This is a genomic window from Candidatus Zixiibacteriota bacterium, from assembly GCA_017999435.1.
Classification (GTDB): Bacteria; Zixibacteria; MSB-5A5; order GN15; family FEB-12; genus JAGNLV01.
In genome coordinates, this window is sequence record JAGNLV010000006.1 from 1 (window position 1) to 22679 (window position 22679).

The 22679-nt window shown below is 65.2% G+C and carries 21 protein-coding genes; 4 read left to right on the forward strand and 17 right to left on the reverse strand.

All coding sequences use genetic code 11. The annotated features are described in order from the left end of the window. Nucleotides 1–276: 276 nt before the first annotated feature. The 3 genes from KA261_13265 to KA261_13275 all read right to left on the reverse strand — a co-directional run bounded on the left by KA261_13265 (nt 277) and on the right by KA261_13275 (nt 4109). Nucleotides 277–2445 carry a glycosyltransferase family 39 protein gene (locus tag KA261_13265; protein MBP7698771.1) on the reverse strand — a complete coding sequence of 723 codons (2169 nt, stop codon included), beginning with the start codon at nt 2443–2445 and terminating at the stop codon, nt 277–279. Nucleotides 2446–2543: 98 nt separating this feature from the next. Further along, on the reverse strand, nt 2544–3080 hold the full coding sequence (locus KA261_13270) for a hypothetical protein (protein ID MBP7698772.1): 537 nt from the start codon (nt 3078–3080) through the stop codon (nt 2544–2546). Between the two features lie 183 nt (nt 3081–3263). Then, nucleotides 3264–4109 (reverse strand): WYL domain-containing protein, encoded by an 846-nt coding sequence (locus tag KA261_13275; protein MBP7698773.1) that lies wholly within the window; start codon nt 4107–4109, stop codon nt 3264–3266. Nucleotides 4110–4543: 434 nt separating this feature from the next. On the opposite strand from KA261_13275, the gene KA261_13280 reads away from it, so the two are divergent. After that, nucleotides 4544–6067, forward strand: a complete 1524-nt coding sequence (locus tag KA261_13280; GenBank protein MBP7698774.1) for an aromatic amino acid lyase — start codon at nt 4544–4546, stop codon at nt 6065–6067. A 94-nt stretch (nt 6068–6161) separates the two neighbouring features. On the opposite strand, the gene KA261_13285 is transcribed toward KA261_13280, so the two are convergent. Further along, nucleotides 6162–6587: a hypothetical protein gene (locus tag KA261_13285; protein ID MBP7698775.1), complete on the reverse strand. Its 426-nt coding sequence runs from the start codon at nt 6585–6587 to the stop codon at nt 6162–6164. Nucleotides 6588–7043: 456 nt separating this feature from the next. Here KA261_13285 and KA261_13290 point away from each other — a divergent pair, with 456 nt between their 5' ends. Continuing rightward, nucleotides 7044–7844 carry a hypothetical protein gene (locus KA261_13290; protein MBP7698776.1) on the forward strand — a complete coding sequence of 267 codons (801 nt, stop codon included), beginning with the start codon at nt 7044–7046 and terminating at the stop codon, nt 7842–7844. On the opposite strand, the gene KA261_13295 is transcribed toward KA261_13290, so the two are convergent. From KA261_13295 to rpsU, 12 genes are all read right to left on the reverse strand, one after another. Next, the gene (locus KA261_13295; GenBank protein ID MBP7698777.1) at nt 7841–9844 is read right to left on the reverse strand and encodes a sulfatase-like hydrolase/transferase; all 2004 of its coding nucleotides are present in this window, start codon (nt 9842–9844) and stop codon (nt 7841–7843) included. The genes KA261_13290 and KA261_13295 overlap by 4 nt on opposite strands. A 66-nt stretch (nt 9845–9910) precedes the next feature. After that, on the reverse strand, nt 9911–10231 hold the full coding sequence (locus tag KA261_13300) for a YbjQ family protein (protein MBP7698778.1): 321 nt from the start codon (nt 10229–10231) through the stop codon (nt 9911–9913). Continuing rightward, nucleotides 10228–10671 carry a zf-HC2 domain-containing protein gene (locus KA261_13305; protein ID MBP7698779.1) on the reverse strand — a complete coding sequence of 148 codons (444 nt, stop codon included), beginning with the start codon at nt 10669–10671 and terminating at the stop codon, nt 10228–10230. The genes KA261_13300 and KA261_13305 overlap by 4 nt, the downstream gene beginning before the upstream one ends. Further along, entirely contained in the window at nt 10664–11212 is a 549-nt protein-coding gene (locus tag KA261_13310; GenBank protein ID MBP7698780.1) for an RNA polymerase sigma factor, read from the reverse strand. Before KA261_13310 ends, KA261_13305 begins: the two co-directional genes overlap by 8 nt. Nucleotides 11213–11437: 225 nt before the next feature. Beyond that, nucleotides 11438–11911: a peptidylprolyl isomerase gene (locus tag KA261_13315; protein MBP7698781.1), complete on the reverse strand. Its 474-nt coding sequence runs from the start codon at nt 11909–11911 to the stop codon at nt 11438–11440. 268 nt (nt 11912–12179) lie between these two features. Further along, a complete protein-coding gene (gene mscL / locus KA261_13320) occupies nt 12180–12647 on the reverse strand; it encodes a large-conductance mechanosensitive channel protein MscL (protein ID MBP7698782.1) in 468 nt (155 codons plus the stop codon). Nucleotides 12648–12805: 158 nt separating this feature from the next. Next, nucleotides 12806–14440: a DNA repair protein RecN gene (gene recN / locus KA261_13325; GenBank protein MBP7698783.1), complete on the reverse strand. Its 1635-nt coding sequence runs from the start codon at nt 14438–14440 to the stop codon at nt 12806–12808. Further along, a complete protein-coding gene (locus KA261_13330; GenBank protein MBP7698784.1) occupies nt 14440–16167 on the reverse strand; it encodes a DNA primase in 1728 nt (575 codons plus the stop codon). The genes recN and KA261_13330 overlap by 1 nt, the downstream gene beginning before the upstream one ends. Before the next feature lie 3 nt (nt 16168–16170). After that, a complete protein-coding gene (locus tag KA261_13335) occupies nt 16171–18531 on the reverse strand; it encodes an endonuclease MutS2 (protein ID MBP7698785.1) in 2361 nt (786 codons plus the stop codon). A gap of 90 nt (nt 18532–18621) precedes the next feature. After that, entirely contained in the window at nt 18622–19254 is a 633-nt protein-coding gene (locus KA261_13340; protein ID MBP7698786.1) for a CvpA family protein, read from the reverse strand. A 65-nt stretch (nt 19255–19319) separates the two neighbouring features. Continuing rightward, nucleotides 19320–19766: a GatB/YqeY domain-containing protein gene (locus KA261_13345; GenBank protein ID MBP7698787.1), complete on the reverse strand. Its 447-nt coding sequence runs from the start codon at nt 19764–19766 to the stop codon at nt 19320–19322. A gap of 7 nt (nt 19767–19773) precedes the next feature. Next, nucleotides 19774–19971, reverse strand: coding sequence for a 30S ribosomal protein S21 (rpsU, locus tag KA261_13350; protein ID MBP7698788.1), 198 nt, complete (start codon nt 19969–19971; stop codon nt 19774–19776). Between the two features lie 215 nt (nt 19972–20186). On the opposite strand from rpsU, the gene KA261_13355 reads away from it, so the two are divergent. Continuing rightward, a complete protein-coding gene (locus KA261_13355) occupies nt 20187–21023 on the forward strand; it encodes a DUF4184 family protein (protein ID MBP7698789.1) in 837 nt (278 codons plus the stop codon). Nucleotides 21024–21095: 72 nt separating this feature from the next. Here KA261_13355 and KA261_13360 read toward each other — a convergent pair whose 3' ends face one another. Beyond that, nucleotides 21096–21428, reverse strand: coding sequence for an HIT domain-containing protein (locus KA261_13360; protein ID MBP7698790.1), 333 nt, complete (start codon nt 21426–21428; stop codon nt 21096–21098). 248 nt (nt 21429–21676) lie between these two features. On the opposite strand from KA261_13360, the gene KA261_13365 reads away from it, so the two are divergent. Next, complete coding sequence (locus KA261_13365) at nt 21677–22426, forward strand: YebC/PmpR family DNA-binding transcriptional regulator (protein MBP7698791.1); 750 nt, start codon at nt 21677–21679, stop codon at nt 22424–22426. The last annotated feature ends 253 nt before the right edge of the window (nt 22427–22679 follow it).

Consider the following 22679-nt stretch of genomic DNA (forward strand, 5'->3'; position numbering starts at 1 on the left):
CTCCACCAAATCCCGCGACCGGGCCCGGCGACAAATCCGGGCCCGGTCTTTTTTTGTGCACGGGGAGAAAAAGATCGAGTTTTCCGCTCAAGTCGGCGCCCCGGGGCGCCGATACTTCTTATGGAGAATGACCAGGGCCCGCTGGTCGGGCCGCGCGGGAAGTGCCCCGGAGCCGCAAGGCGCCGGGCGCGGAGCGAAATGGGCATTCTCTACCGTAGGGGCGGATTCATATCCGCCCTTCTTTTTTTGCCCATCGGAGGCAGTGCTGTGGGGGGCTCAGCGGCGCCTGAGCATCTCGCGGACAAAGCGGTTGTCGGGAAACCGTTCCGCCATCTCTTTCAGCAGCGCCCCGGCTTCGGCCGTCCGTCCGGCGGCCGTCAGACCCGAATACAGATTCAAGTATCCCTCGGCCTGGTGCGGCGCCAGCTCGACGGCCCTGCGGGCAAAGGCGATGGCCGACTCGATGTCGTTGCCGTTGCCGGCGATGTAGGCCAGTTGAACAGCGGCCGCGGCGCGCTGGCTGTTGAGTTTGTCGCGGCTGTTGCGGAAGTCGTGGCGAAACGCCTCGTGGTCCATTTCGATCGGGGGGCCCTCCGCCTCGAGCGCGCGGCGGGCGAAACGGCTGGCGGGCGCGAGTGCGCCCCGGTTCAAAAGCAGCTCCGCCCCCATCTGCAGCAGGTAGATGTCGTCCCGGGCGCGCTGCGCGGCGCGGGCGATTTCCCCCGCCAGCGAGTCATCGGACACGGCCGTGTCGGCGGCGAGGGCGCGCACCAGAACGAGGTTGGGACCGGCGGCATAGGGGGCGCGGGCGAGCGCCTGCCGGGCCATACCGATCGCGCCGCGGAGATCGCCGCGCGCCATGGCCACGTGCGCCAGGCTCGTCCAGCCGGGAGCGTACCACGGGTTGAAACGCACCTCCCGCTGGAAGTACACCTCGGCGGAGTCCGCCTGCTCGAGGGCCAGGAGCACGGACCCGATGTTGGTGTTGACGCCGGGGTAGACCGAGTCGACAGCCGCCGCCATCTGGTAGTGCCGCCAGGCCTGGACATAATTCCCCTTCTGATACTCATACCCGCCCGCCTCGACCAGCGGGTGGATGGAGTAGCCGGTGACCGGCGGCCCGGGCAGGGCGAACGAAACCAGGGCCGCGAGGATGCCGCCTCCGAGAGCGGCGCCGCAGCGGAGACGGCTCTCGCGCCAGAGGTCGGGCAGTCGGGCGAGGGCGAACCCGGCCAGCGCGAAGTACACCGGTTCCAGCGGCAGGCGGAACCGGGTCGCGTAGAAGAAGACCGCGCCGCTGAGGATCGACAGGGCGACAAACAGGAGTATCCAGCGCAGCGGCCGCGACGCAAGCGCGCCGGCGGCGAGGCCGGCCACGGCCAGACCGAAGACGAGCGCGAAGCGGACCGGGTTGAGACGGAGGACGGCGATCCGACTGATGAACGGTTCGAGGTCGCGATTATTGGAGACCGGAGCGTTGCTGAAGAAGAGGAAGAATTTCCGCGCGTAGAGGCGGAGGAAGGCGCCCGGGTTGTCTTTCATCCAGGCCAGTGCCCGATCGGTCCAGTAGGCGGACACCTCGCCCGGAGTGAGGTCGCGGCCGAGGTCGCTTTCGGCGATATACTCGGTCTGTTCGAGCCGCCAGTAGGGACCCATGGGCGGCGGCAGCACCGCCGCCGCACCGTCGGCCTCGGGGTTGTTCCCGATGTAGAGGTTGATGCCGCCCGAGGTGGCGATGAGAGCGGGATCATCGGCCTTGAGGTAGTTCCGGAGCGTGATCGGGCCGATGACGAGGAGCAAACCGAGGGCGAGCGCCCCGAGGTGGGGGACCGGGGCGGCGATGCGGCGCCACCGGACCGCCAGCACGAGAACCGCCACCGGAACCATCACGAGGGCGTTGGGCCGGGTGATGGCGGCGAGGCCGAGGAGGACGGCGAACGTGAGGGCATCGCGGACGGCGCGCGAGTCATACCAGGTCACGAAGCCGTGCAACGCCGCCAGCAGGAGAAGGGTGTAGAGCGGATCGACCAGCAGTTCCGGCTCGAAATAGACGGCCATCATACAGAGAGCATGAACCAGGCCGGCGAAAAAGCCGGCTTTCGCGCCGAAGAGCCGGCGCGCCAGCAGACTGGTGAGAGCGACCGAGGCCAGGCCGATCGCCAGGCCGAAGAGCCGCCCGATCCAGAGAGAGTCGCCCAAGACCGCATACAGGAGGGCGAGGCAGAACACATAGAAGGGGGCGCGGAAATAGGTGGTGTCGCCGAAGACATCGCCGGCGGCAATATCCTGCGCCCAGTGGTGATGGTAGTTGGCGTCGACCGTGAGCTGCGACCAGTCGCCGGTGGCGTGGTACTGGAAGAGATAGACCACGCGCACCAGGAGGGCGACAGCGAGGACGACGAGAAGCCCCCAGCGGTCGAAAAATCCTCGCGACCGATCAACCATGCCGCAATATAGGCCGGTTGTTAAAGGAACGCATGCATCAAATTCGGCGCGGCCCGGACCGCCCCTGCGGCCGGGGCCGCAGGCGGCGGCCGCCGGCTCTATTCACCGGCCGCTGGCCCGCCGGAAAGCCAGGGGCGGAAAAGGGGGTGGCTGGTGACGACCCCGAACGCCGGCAAGAGGCGGGAGGCGACCAGTTCCCGGTTCCACAGGAAGACGCCGAACGCGAGTGCCTGGAGAAAGTACTGGTTGAGGCCGAGGCCATGGGCGATCCCGCCGGCGTCCCCCCCGTACAAGAAGGGCCCGACCGCAATATTCAGCGGATCGGCCAGCAGAAAAATGAGAGTCGCCCAGTAGGCGAGGGAACGCCCGGCCAGCGGCGCGATTCGGGCGAATACGCTCCGCCCGGTCAGCAGCAGGTAGCCCAGTAGCACGGTCACGAGGTTGGGCAGGCCGGCGATGAGCGCCCAGTGAATTCCCGCGCGCAATTCGACCGCGGTCCGGTAAATCACTTCAAAGCCATACCAGTGCACACGAAACGATCCGTATTCGCCAAACAGCGCCGCCGTGGCCGCATGGAGGCTTTCGTGGACGAAGGCGAGCAGGGCAACGGCAATCACGAGACCGATGAGATTCACCGTGAGACCTCCTCCAGCGAGTAGTTGTCGTTTAAAAAGTCCGCTCAATGATCATGTACGCGGATGAAGCCGAGATGTTCAAATGGGGGAGGCAATCGGCGGTAATTGGGGCGGAGGACAGGGGGAAGGTTGACGAGGCGATCCCGTCATCGCCGGCAGTGATGCCGGGCCGGCCGCCCCTGTTCACTCTTCCAGCGTGTACCGGGTGATTCGGTCGAGGCGGAACGTGCGGTCGGCTCTGGCTTTCTCGCACCAGCCCTCGATGTAGTAAGCGTTGCGCAGCCTGTGAATGCGGCGCGGCTGAATCGTGCGGCGCTGCGGCGCATTCGGCCGCGCTTCGTAAACGATCGTGATCCGCTGATTGAGGCGGACCGCCCGGTCAAGAGCGGCGAACTCCTCGGGGAGGCGGATGCTGTCGTCGTGCCACTCAGCCATGCGATAGGCCGCGAGGTTTCTTCCCCAGTCTTCCTTCTTGCCGATCCCCTCGAGACCGGGCGCCGCCAGACGGAACAACGCGGCAACCAGAAGGGCATCGGCCAGCGCCCGGTGCTCCTGAACCTGCGCAAAGCGAAACCGGCGGGCGAGCGCCTCGAGTGAGTAGGAGGGAAGGCCCGGGACCGTGCGGTGGAGGATGTCGACCGTGTCGACAATGATATTCTCCGGGTAACTGATCCCGGCGCGGCTGAACTCCATGCCGAGAAAGGAGATGTCGAACGGGGCGTTGTGGGCGATCAGGACCGTGTCGCTCCCGCAGAATTCCTTGAATTGCTTGAGGATATCGGCCGCCAGGGGCGCCTCGGCGACCATCTGATCAGTGATCCCGTGCACCCGGATGACATCGAGCGGCATAGTCCGCTCGGGATTGATGAGCGACTCGAAGGACCGGCCCCCCTCGACCTCGAGCTCGAACCTCACCGCCCCGATCTCGACGACCCGGTTGACCGGGGCCCAGAGACCGGTGGTTTCGGTATCGAACGCGACAAACACCTGGCGGCGCAGGTATTCATTCAGGTCTGACTTGTCGAACATCCGGTCCCTTTCACCTGGAGGTCGCTCCCGCAGTATAGACCATGCGAATCAGGTTGACAATGCCGTTTCTGCATCTATCTTGGAGGCGCCAGAGGCGGAATTCACTCCCTGGCGGCGAGAGTATGAGCTACCAGACGGCAAACATCACGCTGCGGACTCCCGATCCGCGCCCGGTCACGACCATCATGACCCGGTACCAGCCGACCTCCGCCTCGGGTCTCCCCGACACCTGAGCGGACAATTCACGCACAATTGAGGATCGAGTCGCCGATCCGCCGAAGCGGCGGGCGTGGCGTGAGTCAATCAGTTCGCCTCCGCATGGGCGCCGGTCTGGAGCGCCCGGCGGGGAAGCGAATGTGTCGGGACCGCGGGAGTCCCGGCCTGCAGAAGATGAGACCGCGAATCAATGATGTTTGGGAAGCAGAGGTTTCGATATGCCGATTGTGTTGAATGGGTCCGGGTTGACCATTGAGAAGCTGGTGCGGATCGCCCGGCACAATGAAGCGGTGGAACTGGCGCCGGAGGCGCTCGAGCGCATCAAGGCCTGCCGGGCAATGCTGGAGCGCAAGATCGAGGCGCGCGAGATCATGTACGGCATCAACACGGGAATCGGGGAGTTTTCGGAAGTTGTGCTGTCCGACGACCAGGTGCAGGATTTTCAGAAGTACCTGATTTACAACCATGCCGCAGGGATCGGGGAACCGATGGGGCTGGAGGCGGTGCGCGGGGCGATGGCGTCGCGGGTCAATGTCCACGCCCACGGCAACTCGGGCTGCCGGCCGGAAATCACCCAGACCCTCGTGGCCATGCTCAACCGGGGAGTCACCCCCTATGTCTGTCTCAAGGGATCGGTCGGGGCGTGCGGCGATCTCGCGCCGATGGCGCAGATCGCCCTGCTCATGATGGGAGAAGGGAAAGCCTACTACCGCGGCGAACTGCTTCCGGGGCGGACGGCGCTGGAGCGGGCGGGGATCCCGATCCCGGGGCTGAAAGCGCGCGACGGGCTGGCGACGATCAACGGGTCGAACGTGATGACGGCCAAGGCGGCGCTGTTTCTGCACGACGCCAACCGGTGGCTGAAGCAGGCGGAGATCGCCTGCGCGATGTCGCTGGAGGCGCTGCGGGCGAACATGAAGCCGTACACGCCCAAGCTGCACGAGATCCGCGGATTCGCGGGCGCCGTGCGGTCGGCGAAAGCGATTCGCAAAGTGGTGGAAGGGGGCGACCTGGCCGAGGGACGGGTTCCCTGCAAGGTGCAGGACGCCTACTCGATGCGGTCGACGCCGCAGGTGATCGGCGCGGCTCACGACGCCCTCGCCTACGCCCGCGCACAGGTCGAGATCGAACTCAACGGGGTCGGCGACAACCCCATTTTCTGGCCGGAGGAGAATCTCCAGCTCTCGGGCGCAAATTTCCAGGGGACGCCCGTTTCGGTGCCCATGGACATGGCCGGATACTGCATCACCATGGTGTCGGTCCTCTCGGAGCGCCGGATGAACCGTCTGAACAACCCGGCCCTGTCGGTCGGACTGCCCCCCTTCCTCACCAAAGGGGCGGGGATGTTCTCCGGGCTGATGCTCTCCCAGTACACGGCCGACAGCCTGATTGTCGAGCAGCGAATACTCTCGATGCCGGCGTCGGTGCAGTCGATCCCGGCCGCCGCCGATCAGGAGGATTTCGTCTCGATGGGGATGAACACCGCGATCAAGAACGACCAGATCCTGGAGAACGCCTACGGGGTGCTGGGGATCGAGTTCATGGCGGCGGCCCAGGCGCTCGATTTCCGCGACTACAAGTTCGGCGTCGGCACCCGGACCGTGCATGACATCGTACGCCGCCACGTCGCGTTCCTCGACATCGACCGGCCGCTCTACCCGGACCACACGGCGATGCGGGAGGTGGTCCGGTCGTGCGAGATTCTGGACGGTGTGGAGGCCGCGGTCGGAAGTCTCGGATAGCGGCGCCGCCGGGACGGGCTTATGCCTCACCGGGCGCGGCAGGCTCAGGCCGGGCCTGCCGCGCGCGGGGGTGAGGCCCTTGCGGCAACCGCCGCTAGTGGCTCTCGTGGAAAGCGCGGATTTGGTCGAGGGTGAACTTGTTCAGCTCAATCGCCCGCGCCTTGGACCGGTGTGAAGCCGGCACCATTTTCAGCGCCTCCGCTTTGCCGGCCGCCTGCACCCGGGCGTAACCGGTGTGGTCGCCCGCCATGCACCCCCAGTCGAATTGCTGCAGCACCGCAGCGCCTTCGGCGGCCACGCTGTCGAGCGCCGCGAGACAACCCTCCTGGGTGTGCGGAGAAATCACGAGATACCACGTTTTCCCCTCGGCAGCGGCCGGCGCCGCCGCCGGGGCGGCCGATGCCCCCTCGTCTTTGCTCATGACGCCCGGGGCCGCCGCCAATGACACCAGCGCGGCGCCGAGGGTGAGTGCTGCAAACCTCCGGGTGAACATGACGTCCTCCTTGGTTAGGGTTCTCATACGAATGACAACCGATGTCGGGCAGTTTTGCCGATGAATCCGCCTGGCGCATCGCCATCCTGTCTTGCGCCCATACTCGCTCCCGGGCCGGCCTGGACAGCGGCCCATATCTCCGCATGCAAAAGACACTGACGGTGTGAGTGCGCCGGACGCAGGACGGTTGACCGTGCCGGCGATACTGGATAGAATTAGTCTCTGTTGGCGGATTTTGTCAAGCGATATTTTGGGGGGCTCCCCCGGCGGGGTGGCCCGGTGCGGGCGCCGCCGGAGTCGGCCCGCCGACTGCCGTCCGTTCGGAGGGCGCCCCTCGCTGTGCCGCAAGAGGTTGCGGTGGCTCCGGCGCACCCTCCCCGTAGGTCTCCGTCAGCAGCGGTTAAACATTGCGGAGGTCTGCGGCCAATGTCAAATTGAGGGGGTGAACCAGTGAATGACGTGGATTGGGAGACGGAGCAGACTATGGCGAACCGATGCGCATGGGTGTTCGGCGCGGCGTTGGCGGCGGCGGTGACGGCTGCCGGGTGCGGGGGAGGCGGGACCCTGGCTATCGTGGCCGACCGCAGCGACGGCTTGGCGGCCGATGGCGCGGCGCGGGACTGGGATGCGCTCAGCGCGCGGTACATCGAAGCCGACCGCGTCGTCGTGGGGGCGGCCACCGACGGCGAACGCCTGTTCGTGCTGCTGCGGTTCCGCGACCCCCAGTACGCGGCCCAGATCAGGAGCGAGGGGCTGACGCTCGCGCTGGATCCGACGGGGGGGTTCGGCGAGCGGTTCGTGCTTCACTATCGGGGAATGCCGGCGGGCACCGACGGCGTGCCGGCGGCGTTGCAGGCCGAGCTTCGCCGCCTGCGGTCAGCGGCGCCCGGCGACACGCTCCGGGCGGAAGAACTTCGGATTGCCATCCGCGATGAAATTGAGACCAAACCGATTCCGGCCACCGGGGAGGAGGGACCATCGGCCGCCGCCGGTTTCGACCAGGGTTTCTTCGTCTACGAGTTCCAGGTGCCGCTGGGGAAGTCGGCCGTTCGGCAGTACCGGGTGCCCGCGGCGCCGGATGCGGAAGTCGGGGTGGTGCTGGAGTGGGGCGGGCGGGCTGAGGCGGATCTGCTGAACGAAATTGCGGGCGGCGGGCTCATGGTGGACGGTCCGCTGTTTCCGACCGCCGACGAGCCGCCGCGCCGCGACGGGGCGGAGGATCCGGGCAAATCGCGTCTCGGCCGGCATGAGATTCGATTGCGGGTCAGCCTGGGCGGGCGCTAAAGCCCGCGCCGCTGCGCCTCCGGGAGGGTCGCCTGCTCGGCGGCCTGCAGGTAGTAGTGCAGCCGCCTCTGCAGACGCCGGAGAACATCGGGGTACTGCTCGTTCACCATGGCCTCTTCCTGTCCGAGAAAGTCGGGGTCGAACAGGCCGGGCTTGCCGCCGAGGTGTTCCAGCAGAAAGAAGTCGGGGACGAGATACCCTATCCGATACGAGCTGTTGAATATGGCGAAGCCGGAGTCGGCGGGGGGGACTCGGAGGATGTCCCGTCCCCAGCTCTCGTGCGTGTAGTCCCCTCCGAGGAGTCCCATGAGGGTGGGGAGCAGGTCGCACTGCCCCGAGTAGGTGGCGATCGTGCGCCCCGAGTCGCCCAGCAGCGCCGGGCCGTAGATGAGCAGGGGAATGTGGAGGTTCACGGGGCTCAGGGAGTTGCTCGCCACGCCCCAGAGAGCATGGTCGGCGGTGAAGACGAAGATGGTGCTGTCGAAGACCGGCCGGTCGGCCGCCTCTGCCATGAACCGGCCGATCGCCCAGTCGGCATAGATCTGCGCATTGTAGATCCGCGAGAGCCGGTCGTCCCCCTGATAGCGGCGCACGGAGGAGTCGGGCAATTCAAACGGACTGTGATTGGAGAGCGTCAGGATGGTCAGTTGAAACGGCCGGGGGAGGGTGTCGGCCAGCTCGAGCGCGCTGCGGAGCAGGAGGTGGTCCGGAATCCCCCACTTGGAGAACGACCGCTCCCGCCCAAGATCCTCCTCGCCGAGGATGCGGTCGTACGCTTTCGTCCGCAGAAATCCCCCCATGTTGTCGAAGACAAGGTCGCCGCCGTAAATGAAGGCATTGACGTAGCCGCGGCGGCGGAGAATCTCCGACAGCATCACGAAGGGGTGGCGCGCTTCATAGCGCTTGAGGATTGACCGGCCGGGGACCGAAGGAAAGGAACCGATGGCGCCGGCGATGCCGTACGAGGTCCGCGTGCCGGTCGCGAAGAAATTCGAAAAGAGGATCCCCCGGCGGGCAAGCGAATCGAAACAGGGCGTGAGGTTCTCCGGGGAGCCGAGCACGCCGGTATTGCGGCCGGAGAAACTCTCCATGAGGACAAGGACGATGTTGGGCCGGAAGCCGAATTTCGGTTCCGGCTGATGCGTGGTCCGCCGGAGCGACCGGCCCGGCTCCAGCCAGGTGTCGCCGGGCAGGTCGAGCATGGCCCGGACGGTGTCGATGGCCTCGGAGAACTCGGTGAACTCCCAGCGGTCGGGCGGCCGGAGGGCGGAGAGCCGGCCGTCGTGCTCGGTCGCGGTGCGCCCGAGGGTGTACACGCCGTTGAGGGCGAGCTGGTTGATGAAGTGATTGTGGCTGAAGTAGGCCACTCCCCAGTCGATGGGGGCGAGATCCACCCGGCCGCGAATACCCAGCGCCGCCAGCAGCACGAGCAGCACCGTGTAGCCGGTGGCGACCGGCCAGCGGCGCACCAGCGGGAGCGGCCGGACCAGCCGCCGGACGACGAGCAGGCCGAGCGTGAGCAGCCCGGCCAGGGCGACCCACACCCCGGTCAGCGACCAGAACGAGGAATCGAACAAGACAAGGTTCCAGGCCGTTCGCCCCTCGGTGAGGTAGTCGATGACGTGGAAATTCAGGTGGTTATCGAATTCCTCGAAGAAGCGGATGTCGCCGAGCAGGAGGAGGAAGAGGACGCTGCAGACGGCCACCAGGTAAATGATGGCGAGGCCGAGGCGCGGGCGGCGCATGAGAAAGGGGAGTCCTGCCACCAGCGGCAGGAGAACGGCAGCAATGACCACCGTGTCAAAGCGCAGGCCGACGGCGAAAGCGAGGAGGAGGGGACCGAGGCCGGCGGCGCGCACCTCGTGCGGGAAATGCAGAAGGAAGACCAGGCGCGCGGCCGCGAACACGATCAGACCGACCAGGTAGGCGCCGAAAAGAAACGCCACGGCCCGGGGCGGCGCGAGCGGGGAACGCGGGGTGTCGGTCGGGCTATCGGCCATGACGCAATTAACGGCGCACGGGCGTCATGTCAAGCCGCCGCGCGGCCGGCCCCGGCAAAGAGGCGACTACTCGTCCTCAAGAACGACCGCGGTTCCATAGGCGACGATCTCGGCGGCGCCGGCCATTATCTCGGCCGTGGCAAAGCGGGCGGCGACGATGCCGTTGGCGCCCAGGCCGCGGGCTTCCTCAATCATCCGGTCCAGCGCCTGTTCCCGGGCCTCCGCGATCAGCTTCGTGTAGTTGTTGACTTCGCCGCCGATGATGTTGCGAAAGAGGGCGGCGATGTCGTGGCCGAGGTGGCGGGCGCGGATCGTGTTCCCCCGCACCAGCCCGAGCGTCTTGGCAATGCGCTTGTGCGCAATGAACTCCGAGGTAGTAACTATCACCTGAGGACCCTCCGATACCGGTCGCGCGTGAACGCGAAATAGCGCTCCCGTCCGTACGACACCAGCAGGATGACGACGCCGGCCGCGCCGACGGAGACGCCCACCTTGACCCACAGCGGGATCAGGGGATCATAATACATCCCCCGGAAGGCTTCGTAAAGGCCAAAGCCCAGGAGAACGATGGCACCGAGCGAGAGGAATATCCACCCCGCCCCGCGCTCGAGTTTGCGGTAGAGCGATTCCCAATACTGCTCCCAGACCTGCGGCGGCAGGTCGGCATACTGAGCCATACCGGTCACCTCTTTGAGTTTGCGGAATTCCTCCAGCTCGGCCCGAAGATCGGGGTCTTCGGCAAGGGCTGCCTCGACCGCTGTCCGCTCCTCATCGGACAGCTCGCCGTCGAGATAGCCGACCAGGAGCTCTCGGATCTCGTTACGCATGGCAGTGCCTCATTTCGGTGGCGAGTTTCTTTCGGGCGTAGTACAACCGCGACATGACCGTGCCGCGCGGGATTCCCAGCAGCTCCGCGATCTCGTCGTACGACATGTTGCGGAAGTGCTGGAGGACGATGATCTCGCGGTCGTTGTAGGGCAGCCGCATGAGCGCCGCGCGCAGTTGCCCCACCAGCGCCTTGCGGGCGTACTCCTGTTCGGGCGTGCTCTCGGTGGTGAGCAGGTAGGAGACGTCGTCCAGGTCAACCGAGCGACGGTTCTGCAGCGCGCGGCGCCGCAGCCAGGATCGGGACAGGTTGGCGACAATGGCGTAAAACCACGGCGCGAACGGCCGAGTCCGGTCGAAACGGTCGAGCGACCGGTAGGCCCGCAGAAAGGCCTCCTGCGAAATGTCGTAGGCGTCATCCTTGTTGCCGACCAACCCCAGCGCCCAGAGGTAGGCCTGCTTTTTGTGCCGCTCCACGAGCTGCCCGAAAGCTTTCTTATCTCCGGCGACACATGCCGAAATCAGGGTAGTGTCCGTACGCATGGCGACCATGTCTCGTTTCAACCGTGCGATTGTTCCTTCCAGATCATTACGAACTGGGGGGCGGGAATATTCGAAAATCGCGCCGCAAAGGAGCGACCGGCGCGCGGGGGGGCCGATAGGCCCCGGGGAAGCTCGCGGTAACGTGCGGTAACGCAATGGGTTGGCCGGCCGAACAAGAAAACGGGGCGAAACCGCCCCGTGAGACAACGGATTGGCTGACGCGCCCTATTCCTCGGCCCCGTCACCCGCGACCGCCATGATCTCCACCAGCTTCAGATCAAACAGAAGGGTCTTGCCGGCGAGGTGGTGATTGGCATCGACCGTAACATTGCTGTCCCGATCGATGGCGGTGATGACGAGAGTCACCGGCTGGCCGTCGGGCGTCTGCATCTGGAGCTGCATCCCGAGCTCCGGCTGGATGTTGTCGGGGAAGCTGTCGGCCGGGTAGGTGTGGGTGAGTTCGGGCCGGTGGGGTCCGTAAGCCTCTTCCGGCGGGATGGAGACGGACTTGGTCTCGCCGACAGCCATTCCGACGACGGCGTTTTCAAAGCCGGGGATCACCTGCCGTTGGCCGATGACGAAATCGATGCCCTGGCCGGCCGTCGTGCTGTCAAACACCACGCCGTCATCGGTCTTTCCCACATATTCGATTTTCACGCGATCGCCGATCTTGGCGGTCTGCGGGCTGCTGCAGCCGATGACGAGCGCGAGCGCGCCTGCGAGAACGCATGCCGACAGGAAAACTCTCACAAGAACCTCCTCAGGAGTGTGACCGGTTCGAGGCCCGCCGACTGCGGGAATGCCGCCGGCGCCGATTTCTCCAAAACTACGGTACGGACCGCCATCGGGCAAGAAGATTTCCGGCGCCGGCACACGGCGGAGCGCCGGCCGATTCCGCGGCCGCGAAAAAGCTGCGGCGCCGCCCCGGCCGGAGCGGCGCCGTGCGGTATCGAGCCGAGGTGCGCAATCAGACCTTGTCGGCCTGCACCTGCGACGTGCAGTGCGGGCAGCGCGTCGCGGCCTTAGGAATGGTCGACAGACAGAACGGACACTCCCGGGTGGTCGGGACCGCCGCCGGAGCCGGCGTCTCCATCTTGCTCTTGAGACGGTTGACATTCTTCACGAGCAGGAAGACGGCGAAAGCGACGATGAGGAAGCTGATGATGCTGTTGATGAAGAGGCCGTAGTTGAGGGTGACCGCCCCGGCCGCCTTGGCGAGGGCGGGAGTGGCGTAGGGTCCGGCTGTCGCACCCTCCTTGAGCGTGACAAAGAGGCTGGAGAAATCGACATTGCCGAGCAGCAAGCCGATCGGGGGCATGATGACGTCATCGACAAGCGACTTGACTATCGAGCCGAACGCGGCGCCGATAATGATACCGACCGCCATGTCGACGACATTGCCGCGCATGGCGAATTCTTTGAATTCTTTGATCATGGCCATGAACTGTTCTCTCCTTCACATAAAGGGCCAAAGAACACAGGCAACGGTGAGCCAAGAGAAATATCCGGAGCCGCTCCTCGGCGATGCAACTGAAAACTTGTCTCCGGCCGTCCATAAAGCTCTCCGGCCGGCGGGCGCCGGGACGGGAGCGCTTAGCGGCCCGGCGGTTCGGGGAGGGCGACCATGCGGTCGATTTCCTGCCGGATGGCGGCGCCGTCGAGCCGCCGCACCGTGATCACGGTCCGCTTTCCCTTGCCCCGGGCGACGGTCTTCTCCGCGACGAAGTGCTGGTCGGCCAGGCGGGCGATCTGGTGCAGGTGCGTGATCACCAGGACCTGGCACGAGACCGACAGTTTCTTCAATTTGCGGGCCACCTCGTTGGCCGTCCGGCCGCCGATGCCGGCGTCCACCTCGTCGAACACGAGCAGACCGGGTCCCAGCCGGCCATGGCGAAGTTCGGCGGACTTGAGGGCCAAAAGGACCCGCGAGATCTCGCCGCCGGAAGCGGTCTTGACGAGCGACCGGAGGGGTTCGCCGGGATTGGCCGAAAACAGGAAGCGGACCAGTTCCAGGCCGGTTTCGTGCGGCCGCACGGCGCGATCGCCGAGGATCACGCCCCCCTCGTCCTCTTCGTATGCGAAGTCGCACAGGAAACTGGCGTGGTCGACGGCGAGCTCCGCGAGTTCCTCAATGACGAGGGTGCGCAGATCGGCCGCCGCTTGGCGGCGGGCGGCCGTGAGCCGGAGGGCGTGGTCGGCGTATGTTGCGGCGCACTGTTCAGCCTGCCGTTCCAGCGCCGCGATGAGCGAATCGGTGTCGGGACGTTCCTTGAGTTGTTCACGAATGCGCTCGAGCGCGGCCAGCACCGCCTCCTCCGACCCGCCGTATTTCCTCTTAAGGCCGTAGAGCTCATCGAGGCGGAAGTTGATTTCCTCGAGCCGCGCCGGGTTGTCCTCGATCGAAGCGCCGTACTGCTCGAGGTGGCGGCGAAGGTCCTCGAGCTGGAAGTCGATCTCGGCGAGCGTCTCGGCCTGCTTTTCCAGGGCGGGGTCGACCGCGGCCATCTTATCCAGCTCCCGGCGCGCCAGTTGGAGGCGGTCGAGGATGCTTTCGTCGTCGCCCCCGATCGCGTCGGTGATCCTGGTTGCCGATTCCATGAGGCTGCGGCCGGCATCAAGGATGCGGCGTTCGCGCTCAAGTCCTTCTTCCTCGCCGGCCCGCACCTGCGCCTTCTCGATCTCCGCCTGCTGGAACATCAGGAGCTCGCGCTCGGCGGCCAGTTGGTCGCGGCGGCTGCGCACGCGGCGCAGTTCCTCGGCCGTCTCGCGCCACTCGCGGAACAGCCGCCCCGCCTCGCCGCGCCCGGGCTCGAGGCCGGCGAAGCGATCGAGGAACAACAGGTGGTTGTCCTCGTTCATGAGCATCTGCCCGGCGTGCTGGCCGAGGATTTCCGCCATCGGCGCGGCCCGCTCGCGGAGCTGGGCCACAGCGGCCGGGGCGCCGTCGATCGTCAGCTTCGAGGTCCCCGCCGTCTCCGCGATCTCGCGGAAGACCTCACACCGGGTGCGGGTCGCGGGATCTTCGAACACCGCCCGGATGGCGGCGGTGGGGGAGCCGTGGCGGATGAATTCGCGGTCGGCCCGGCCGCCCAGGGCGAGGGCGAGGGCGGTGACGATGACCGATTTGCCGGCCCCCGTTTCGCCGGTCAGGGCGATCAGACCGGGGCCGAACTCTAGCTCGGCGTCGTCGATCAGCGCGACATTGCGGATGGTCAGCGAGCGCAGCATCATTGCACCCGGCGGTGAATCTCCGCCATCAGCCGCGCGATCGCCTCCCGGTCCCCGGCCGCTTCCGCCTCGGCGAGCTGCCGTTTCAGTTCGGGAAGGCTCGCGCGGCTTCTCTGCGTGAGGAACTCCTTCAGCATCTTGCGGGCCTCGGCCTCCACTTTGTCGGGCTCCCATTCGATGGCGGCGACCGCAGCGATGAGCGACTGAAAGGCCTCGTCCTGCGCGGTGTCGACCAGTCCGCGGGCGTCGATCTCGCCGGTCACGCGGTACTGCCGGGCCATGGCGGCATAGAGCCGGGTCAGTTCGGGGGCCTCGAAATCCTCCGGGGCCACGCGTTCGAAAACCGCGTCAATGGCGCCCGGGTTATGGAGCATGAGGGAGAGCAGGTGGAGGGCGAGTGGATCGTATTTCCGCGCCCGCTTGGCCGGCGCGGTCTCGGCGGCAGCCGCCTCCCGCGGAGCCGCCGAAATGAGCAGGTCGGGATTGAGGCCGAGCACCGTGGCCGCCTCCTCCCAGAAGAGGCTGCGGCGGGTGGGATCGGCGATGCGCGCTCCGAGGGCGGCGAATTCTTTGACCAGCTTCTCCCGCCCGATGATGCCCGCGCGGCGCACGTCGATATCCTGCGTTCGATATGTGATGTATCCAACCGCGGCGCGGCGGAGCTGCTCGATTTTCTCGCGGCCGTGCGCGCGCGCCACCGAATCGGGGTCCTCGCCCGGCGGCGCCACCACAACCTTCACCTCCAGCCCCGCGTCGTAGAGCACGTCGACCGAGCGGAGGGCCGCAGCCCGGCCGGCCGAGTCGGCGTCGAAAAAGAGATAGACGCTCTCCGCAAAGCGGGCCAAAAGCCGGGCCTGCGGCAAGCTGAAAGCGGTTCCCGACGAGGCCACGACGTTCTTCACGCCCGCCTGCCAGAGGGAGATGACGTCGAAGTAGCCCTCGACTACGAAGACGGCGTTTTCGCTGCGAATGGGATCGCGGGCGAAATTGAGATTGTACAGGACACTGCCCTTGGAGTAGAGCGCCGTCTCCGGCGAATTCATGTACTTGACCGTCTCGCCCTTCTTCAGCGTTCGCCCGCCGAACGCAATCGGCTTCTGGCTCAGGTTGAAAATGGGGATCATGAGGCGCTGGCGAAAACGGTCGTAGTGCTGGCGGGACTTGTCGGAATACAGGGCCAGTCCGCATTCGACGAGATCCTCGGGGGAGAGGCCTTTGGGACGGGCGAAACGGAGGAGGCTGTCCCACTCTTCGCCGGCCAGGCCGAGCTGGAACTCGCGGATGGTATCGCGCGTGATGCCGCGGCGCTTCATCAGATAGTCCTCGAGCGCCGCCCGGTACCGCGGATTAAACAACTGCTTCTGGAAGAACTCGAGGGCGACGCTGTTGGCGTAGGCGATCTTCTCGCTCGCCTCCCGGCGGCCGTCGCGCTCGCGGTCCTCGCGGATGTGAATGTTGGCTTTCTGGGCGAGGAACTGTACGGCCTCGACGAACGACATCCCCTCGTGCTCCTGGAGAAAGGTGAACACCGTCCCCCCCCGCTGGCAGCCGAAGCAGTAGTACATCTGCCGGTCGGGGGAGACGGAGAAGGAGGGGGTTTTCTCGGTGTGGAAGGGGCAGACGGCGACCAGGCGCCGTCCCTGGCGCTTGAGGCGGACGTACTGGCCGATGAGAGCGACGATATCGGTGGCCTGGCGGACCTGCTCGATTGTGTCGGGCGCAATCATGGGCTACTCTTTGAGCTTGACGATGGTGACCCCGGCGCCGCCTTCGTTCCAGTTGCCGAGCCGCACGGAAGCGACCTCCGGATGTTCCCGGAGATACTCGGTGATGCGTTTGCGCAGGGCGCCGGTCCCCTTGCCGTGCACGACATACACCTGGTGCAGTCCGGCCACGACCGCCCGGTCGAGGTAGCGTTCGAGTTCTTCGATGGCCTCGTCGCCGGTCAGGCCGCGCAGGTGGATCTCGGGGGACTCGACCGGCCGGGCCGACACCCGCGCGCCCGTCGCCTCCGGCCGCGCCGGCGCACCGCCCTCTTCGAGCCGGCGGAGATGGCGGATCTCGACGGTGGTGAAGACATTCCGCACCTTCACCCGGGCCCGGTCGTCGCCGAGGAGTTCGTCAATCTCGCCGGCCTGGCCGAGGGAGACAATCTCGACGCGGTCGCCCTTTTCGAACCGGCCCGGCTCCGGCGCCGGGGTCTCCGAGGCTTTCTTCAGCGACGAAAGTTCCTTGGCCCGCTCGCGCAGGGAGCGGTGAAAGTTCTTGACCTGTTGCGGCTCGGCCTGCGAGCGGCGGATATCGGCCACCAGCTGCTCGACCTCGCGGCGGGTTTGCTCGATGAAAGCCTCCGTCTCGGCGAGCGCCCTGCGGCGCGTTTCCTCCACATTGGTCGTGAGTTCATCCACGCGGCTCCTGTAGGTGTCCTCGAGGCGGCGGGCCTCGGCGAGCCGGTCGGTCAGTTCGGCGCGGTCTTTGCGGACGACGGCCAGCTCGCTCTCCAGCGAGGAGATGAGCGCGGCCAGCGATTTTTCCCCCGACCCGACGAGCCGGGAGGCGCGCTCGGTGATCTCCTCGGACATGCCCAGCCGGCTGGCGATTTCGATGGCGTAGGACGACCCCGGCGTGCCGAGCTGGAGGCGGTAGGTCGGGGCGAGCGTCGTGCGGTCGAACTCGAACGAGGCGTTCTCGATTTCAGGGTTGTCCATCGGGAGCGTCTTGAGTTGCGAGAAGTGGGTGGTGACGATCATGCGGGCCCCCTTGCGGATCGCGTGCAGGATGATCGCCTCGGCCAGGGCGGCCCCCTCCTTGGGGTCCGTGCCGGCGCCGATTTCATCGAACAGCAGCAGCGTGCGTGGCGAGGCCTTGCGGACGCCGTCGATGAGGTTGCGGACGTGGGAGGAGAAGGTCGACAGGGACAGCTCGATGGACTGCTCGTCGCCGATGTCGGCGCAGACATATTCGAAAATGCCGACCGAGGATTTATCCGCGGCGGCAATGTGGAGCCCCGATTGCGCCATGAGCACGGCCAACCCGACCGTCTTCAGGCAAATTGTCTTTCCGCCCGTGTTGGGCCCGGTCACGAGGATTGCCTGGCGGAGGTCATCGAGGGCCAGGCTGTTGGCGACCACGGCCTCGGGCTTGCCGAACTGGACCGCGAGGAGCGGGTGGCGGGCATCGACGAGACTCAACGAGGACTCCGGCCCGAGCGCGGGCTTGTTCCCGCCGACCGCTTTCGAATATTTGGCGCAGGCGTACAGACTGTCGAGCCGTCCGATCAGCCGCGTGTTCTCCAGGAGCGCCTCGCCCCGGCGGGCGATCTCGGCGGTGATGGCCCGCAGGATGCGGTCGATCTCCAGCCGCTCCTCCTGCTGCAGCAGGTTGAGCCGGTTGTTCAGTTCGACGGTCTCCGGCGGTTCGATGTACAGCGTGGCCCCCGTCTGCGAACGGTCGTGGAGAATCCCCATGTTGGCCCGGTAGGAGCTCGACGGCACGGTGATGACGTAGCGGCCGTTGCGCATCGTCACGATGTCGTCCTGCACGCCGGCCTGGTGGGGGCGGTCGGCCTGAATGGCGGTGAGGCGGGCGACGAGGCGCCGCTTGGCGTCGCCGAATTCCGCCCGCACCTGCTTGAGCTTGGGCGACGCTGAGTCCTTCACCTCGCCGTTCTCGTCAATGGCGCGCCGGATCTCCGCCTTCAGCTCGGGGAAAGCGCGGACCTGCTCGAGGTAGGCGGCGATGAGCGGGAACTTCGGGCGCCCCTCCCGGTCGTACCCGTTCAGGGCGATCGAGACCTCGACCAGTTCGAGGACGCGGAGGATCTGCTCGGGATCGAGGAATACCCCTTCCACCTGGGCGCGGAGAAGTTCGGGGCGGCAGTTTTCCATGCGGGCGAGGGGGAAGGCCATGCCGAAGCTGACGATATCCCTCATCTGCGAGATTTCGCTGCCGCGGCGCTCGATCTCAGCCGGGTCGTACAGAGGCCGTATGCGGTTGACTTCATCCGCACCATAGGGGGTGAGGCACCGGCCGGCGACCTGGGCGATCACCTTCGGATATTCCAGTATGTCAAGAGTATGCTGGTCAATCATTTCGCGTTCTCGACGGCGGCGGCAGGCAAAGAAAAAGCCGACCGTCGGTCGGCTTAAATATACCGCTCGGACCGCGAAAGAAAAGCCAAATCACGGCTGGGCGGGGTCCGAGGTGGCAAAGAAGCGGCGCATCTGGTGAAGCACCTCGTAGACCTCGGACCGCTGGGCATCGGTCGTCTTCTTGTTGCTCGTCTGCGCCGTCAGCAGAGCCGTCTCTATCTTGGCGATGAAGGTGCGGTTGCGCGGGTGCACCGGCGCGGTGCCTTCGAATACCAGGGGAACGGTCTTGGCGACCATCGGCCCGAAGAATGACTGCTCAAAGGCGGTATAGAACGAGGCCGGCATGGGCAGGAGGAACAGCAGGAGTGTGACAAACCCGACCAGCAGCCACCCGCGGAGGAAGCCGATGAGCGCGCCGCCCATCTGGTCCTTCTTCCCGATCGATTTGATGTTGGCGACTTTGTAGAAGACCATCCCCATCAGCTTGAAGGCGGCGTAGGAGAGAGCGATGAGCACGGCAAACGACAGAAAAGCCGCAACCAGAGGCGACCCCCCGACTTTCTCATAGACCCAGACAGCGAAGCGGTCGATGTAGTTGACGGAAACGACAATGGCGATCAGGAATACCAGGAACGCCATCAGCTCCCGGACGAGCCCTTTTTTCGAGCCGACGATGACCATCGCCAGCAAGAGCACGAAGAGCACAATATCAACCCAGTTCATCCACTGCGACTCCTGTCAAGAAGTGGGTGCGATGTAACCTGGGAATAGCGTAGGGGATTTTTAAATCACTTGGCAAGCATTTTCGCGGCCAGCTGGTTGACCAGCTTGCCGTCGGCCTGCCCCCGCACCTTGGGCATGAGCGCTTTCATCACGCGCCCGAGGTCGGCCGCCGACTGGGCCCCGGTCTCCCGGATCGCCTCGGCGATGAGGGTGCGCAGATCGTCTTCGGATAATTGTCTGGGAAGGTATGCGGTGATGAGGTCAAGCTCCCGCTGCTCCTGCTCGACCAAGTCCATGCGGTTGCCGCGCTGAAACTGCTCTATCGACTCGCGGCGTTTCTTGGCGGCGGTGGAGAGGACCGCGATGATATCCTCGTGGGTCAGCTCCGCGCCCTTGTCGATCTTCTTGTACTTCAGGTCCGACTTCAGACCCCGAAGGACGGTGGCTTTGTGGCGGTCACCGGCCTTCAGGGCCGAAGTCAGATCCTTGTCTATCGTTTCAAGCAGACTCATCGATGACTTAGTACCTCGATAGTCTTCTCAACCGTCTCTGTTTGCGTCGCGCGGCAGCCATTTTGCGTTTCTTGGCTTCCGACGGCTTCTCGTAGTGCTGATGCTTCTTGATGTCGCTCAGTACTCCGGTCTTTTCGCAAAACTTGTTGAAGCGGCGAAGGGCTCTCTCAAAAGACTCATCGTCTCGAACTCTGACGCCCGGCAATTAGATACACCTCCTTTTTGGTGCCTGTTAAAGATTACCGCCGGCACAACGGTCGGCGAGCTATCCCCGCATCCGGGCATAGTACCACTCTATATCGGTAAGATACACACACTTATACAGTTGTCAACGACAATCGCAGAATAAAAGGCCCGATTCAACCGGTTTGTTCCGGCCAAAGGAAACAATCGGAGGCCGATGTCGATAGAAGAACTACGATGCCGTTTACTGTCGCCCATGCCGCCGCCGGCCTGCCGCTGAAAGCGGTCCTCCCGCGCCGACTCTCCCTGTCCGGCCTGATGGCCGGGGCTATGGCCCCGGATCTCCTGTATTTCCTTGTGATGACGACGGTTGACCGGGGGCTGTCGCACTCCTGGCCGGGGCTGTTCCTGTTCTGCCTCCCGGCCGGGACAGCGTTCGCCCTGGCCTTCCACGGTTTGATCAAGTACCCGCTCCTGACCAATCTGCCCTCCCCCTGGGACCGCCGATTTTCGGGGCTGGCCACGGCCCGGTTCCACCCGCACGGGGTGCGTGGGTGGAGTGTTGTTGTCCTCTCGGTCGGCATAGGCGCGCTCACCCACTTTTTCTGGGACTCTTTCACACACCCCGGGGGGGAGCTGGCGCGGGCGTTGCCGTTTCTCCAGGCGCAGGTTCGGGCATTCGGACAGGTGATCCCCGTGAGCCGGATCGCCCAGCATACGAGCACACTGCTTGGGATATCAGCCCTCCTGTCTGGGTCTTGGCGGGGGTGGCTGCTGCCGGCGCCCGCGACCGGGGCGCGCTTTCGGACAGCTCGCGATAAATGGCGTTTCTGGCTGGGCAGCGGTCTTTTCGCGACCTTGTTCGCCCTGGCCGTCACCTGGGCGTACCGGACCTACTGGCCCGACCGGGTGGCCACGACATTCACGACTTTCGGCCTGGCCGGCTGGGCCGGGTTTTTCTGGGTGGTGGCGGTGTGCGGGGCGATCTCTCGCTTTCTTCCGGGGCGAGGTCGATCAGGCCCGGCCGGAGACCGGGCCCGCCAGCCAGTTGGAGCGTGGCGCAGTCAAAGCTGAGTTCTTCCACTTCATTGGGCGGGCGTATCGCGCGGGAACTCGATTTCTCATTCGTCAGGGCGCCCGGTCGTCTTATTCCTCCACAAAGTGCACCCGCTCGCTTCCCTCGTTCGAGAGGAAATGGTAGTGGAGGTGGGGAATCTCCTGGCCGTAGCCGTTGTTGATCTGGATGCGGAAGTGGTTTTCCAGCCCGAGCCGGCGCGCCACCAGCTTGGTTTTCTCATCGAGCATGGCGAGCACCTCCGGCGGAGCTTCAAAGAACGACGGCGTTTCCGTTTTGGGGATTATGAGCAGGTGCACGCGGTCTTTCGGGCGGTGATCGGCGATGACAATGCAGTCGTCATCCTCGTAGAACACCTTGGCGGGAATTTCGCGTCTGATGATTCTATTGAAGATTGAGGCCATCGTTGTCATGATCCTTGTAACTTGTTGACTGTTAGTCGGTTGCTATTGTCGGCGCAACCCAGCGGGCAGCGCGGCCACCCTAAAGTATTATACGGGGCGGACGGAGCAAGCGCCGATCGGAGCGGGGGCAGGCAAATGATGGTTTGGCCGATTTCCGCCTCTTGCGGAGTTTGCGGGCATCATATATTTTAGTAAATGGGAGATTATATATGAGAATAGTAACGCCTTAATATACAAGGAGGATGGCCATGTCAGGTCATTCAAAGTGGGCGACCATCAAACGCAAAAAAGGCAAACTCGACGCCGAGCGAGGCAAGATTTTCACTCGGCACATCAAAGAAATCGTGACCGCGGCGCGCGAGGGAGGAGGGGATCCGGACGGCAACCCGCGTCTGCGCACCGCGATTCAGGCCGCCAAGGCCTCGAACATGCCCGCTGACAATATCAAGCGAGCCATCATGAAAGGCACCGGCGAACTGCCGGGCGTGAGCTACGAGTCGGTGGTGTACGAGGGGTATGGTCCGGCGGGGGTAGCGATTTATCTCGAAGTCCTCACCGACAACCGCAACCGCACGGTCAGCGAGATTCGCCACTTCCTCACCAAGTACGGCGGGAACCTGGGCGAGAACGGCTGCGTCGGTTGGATGTTCCATAAGAAGGGCGTGATCGAGATCGACAAGACCGCGGCCGATGAGGACACCGTCATGGAAATCGCGCTGGAAAACGGGGCCGAGGACGTGCGCACCGACAGCGGCTCGTTCGAGGTGGTCACGCCCGCGGAGGCGCTCGAGACCGTCCGCGCCGCCTTCGAAAAGAAGGGAGTCCCGATGGCGTCGGTCGAGGTGACCATGATTCCTGAAACCACGGTGAGACTGGAGAAAGAGGGAGAGGCGTCGTCGATGCTGAAGCTCTACGAGCTGTTGGAGGAGCACGACGATATTCAGAAAGTGTACTCGAACTTCGATATCGACGAGAGGCTGATGGAGCAGCTGGCGTAGCCGGGCGGAGAGGAGAGTTTGCAGCGCGCCGGGCAGCAGGCCGAAGAGGGTCTGCGGCCCGGCGCGTTCTTTTGTGCGTCGGCGCCGCCAGGCCGCCACGATCCCGGGAGCACGGGCACAGTGGGGGATCTGCGACAGCGCGGGAGGGAGATTGTCGCCGCGCCGCGACAGCGCCCGGAGGCGGGTCGCCGGATCGGCCGACGCAGCCGCGCACAGCGGACCATGCGACGTCTCGACGGTCCGGAAGAACCGC